Raw genomic sequence first — 2,069 nt, forward strand, 5'->3', positions numbered from 1 at the left:
CACTCGCCGCCGGCCGCGTCCAGGCCGCCGAGCCGGCCGGGTGCCCCCAGAATTGGGACCCACCGCCGCGGGACGCAGGCGGTACGCTCGGCACAGGCGGGTGGCGACCCCCGGACGGTGGACGCTGCCCGCGAAACGGAGGCCCCCGATGAACGACGCCCGCCCCCTGCGCGTCGCGATCGCCGATGACGCGCTGCTGCTGCGCGAGGGCATCGCCAAAGTCCTCGAAGGCGGTGGGATCGAGGTCGTCGCCTCGGTCGGCACCGGCGACGAGCTCCTCGAGGTCGTGCGCGGCGGTGGAGTGGATGCCGCCGTGCTCGACATCCGCATGCCGCCGAGCTATCGCGACGAGGGCATCGCCGCCCTCGAGACCATGCGCGCCGATGGCTCCACGATCGGCGTGCTGCTCCTGTCGATGTACGCCACGCCCGAGTACGCGCTCCGCGTCATGGGCGCGGGCAGCGGCACCGGCTACCTGCTGAAGGAGCGGGTGTCCGAGCCGCAGACCCTCGTGCGCGCGGTCGAGACCGTCGCGTCGGGCGGCTCGGTCGTCGACCCCGAGGTCGTGGAGCAGCTCGTGAAGCGCACCCGCGCCGACGACCCGCTGTCGCGGCTCACCGAGCGGGAGCGCTCGGTGCTCGAGCTCATGGCGCAGGGCTATTCGAACGGCGGCATCGCGCAGACGCTGTTCCTCGGCCTGAAGACCGTCGAGACGCACGTGCGCAGCATCCTGCAGAAGCTCGACCTCGAGGAGTCGCCCGAGCACCACCGGCGCGTGCTCGCCGTGCTCACGCTCCTCGGCGAACGGTGATGGCCCCCGGCCGCAAGGGCCGGATCGCCAGGCGCACGGTCGTCATCGTCGTCGCCGTCGCGCTGAGCCTCTGGATGGAGGTCGCCGGCTACTTCGCCACGCCCGCCTCCGAGCGACCCGAGGTCTCGTACACGACCCTGCATGCGATCGTGCCGCTGGTGTTCGCGGCGTGCGCCGGCGTGGCGTGGCGGATCGGCCCGACCAGGGCGCCCGCGCGGCTGATGATCGCGTTCGTCGTGCTGTGGATCCCCCAGTCGATCTACTTCGTCATCGGCGGCTTCGACTGGCTGTGGCCGATCGTGCGCGGCGTCGACCTCTGGTGGGCGGTCATCGCCGGTGTCATCGTGCTGGTCTACCCGAAGGGGTTCCTCGCCGACCGCGTCGACCGGTGGATCGCCGGCATCGCGATCGTGGCCTCCGTCGTCAACCTGCTCGGCGTCGTGCTGCTGGCGACGCCCGACGCGGTGGCGTGCGGCTGCGTCGCCCCCAACCCGTACCAGGTCGTCGACGCGCCTGCGCTCTTCGCGGCGATCGACGTGGGGTACCGCATCATCGGCGTGGGGCTCGCCCTCGTCATCGCGGGCCGCCTGCTCGTGCGCTGGGTGCGCGCGAGCGTGCCGGCGCGCACCGTGGCGTTCCTGATGCCCCTCGCCCTGTTCGCCTGGGCCAGCACGCTCGCGGCGCAGGCGGTGACGTACGCGGCGGCGACGACCACCGACACCGTGCTCGCCACCGTCTCGCTCATCGCGATCGCCTCGATTCCGGTGAGCTTCGACGCCGGGGTGGCCCACGCGCGCAACATGCGGTCGCGCGTCGCCGACCTCATGCGCATCACCCGGGAGGGCGCCGACCGGGGCCTCTGGGCCGAGTCCCTCGCCCGCACGCTCCGCGACGCGTCGGTGCGGGTCTACTGGTGGGACGAGGAGCGCGGTCGGTACGCGGATGCCGCGGGCACGCCCATCGAGCCCGACGCCGCTGATCCCCGGGGCAGCCACAGCATCCTCCCCGTCGCGTCGCCGCTCGGTGCCCCGATCGCGCTCATCCGCCACGACCGCGTCCTGACCGACAACATGCGCCTGCTCGACGGGGTGTCGAGCGCCCTGCGCCTCTCGGTCGACAACGGCCGGCTCCGCTCCGAGATCGAGCGCACCCTGGAGCAGGTGCGGCAGTCGCGCCAGCGCATCGTGGAGGCGGGCGTCGAGGCGCGACGTCGCATCGAGCGCGACCTGCACGACGGCGCGCAGCAGCACCTGGTGTC

2 protein-coding genes are annotated in these 2,069 nt (G+C 73.1%); both read left to right on the forward strand.

The genetic code is table 11. From position 1 onward, the window contains the following. The first annotated feature begins 148 nt into the window (after window positions 1-148). Complete coding sequence (locus tag GH736_RS21785; RefSeq protein ID WP_159607026.1) at window positions 149-811, forward strand: response regulator transcription factor; 663 nt, start codon at window positions 149-151, stop codon at window positions 809-811. Then, window positions 811-2,069 (forward strand): transcriptional regulator (locus tag GH736_RS21790; protein WP_159607028.1); only part of this gene is annotated, 1,259 nt, incomplete at its 3' end. The genes GH736_RS21785 and GH736_RS21790, both read left to right, overlap by 1 nt.

The organism is Agromyces humi (genome assembly GCF_009720255.1).
Lineage (GTDB): Bacteria > Actinomycetota > Actinomycetes > Actinomycetales > Microbacteriaceae > Agromyces > Agromyces humi.

Excerpts from the sequence above, each read along its gene's own strand:
- GH736_RS21785 (WP_159607026.1), top strand. The coding sequence starts at position 149 with ATGAACGACGCCCGCCCCCTGCGCGTCGCGATCGCCGATGACGCGCTG.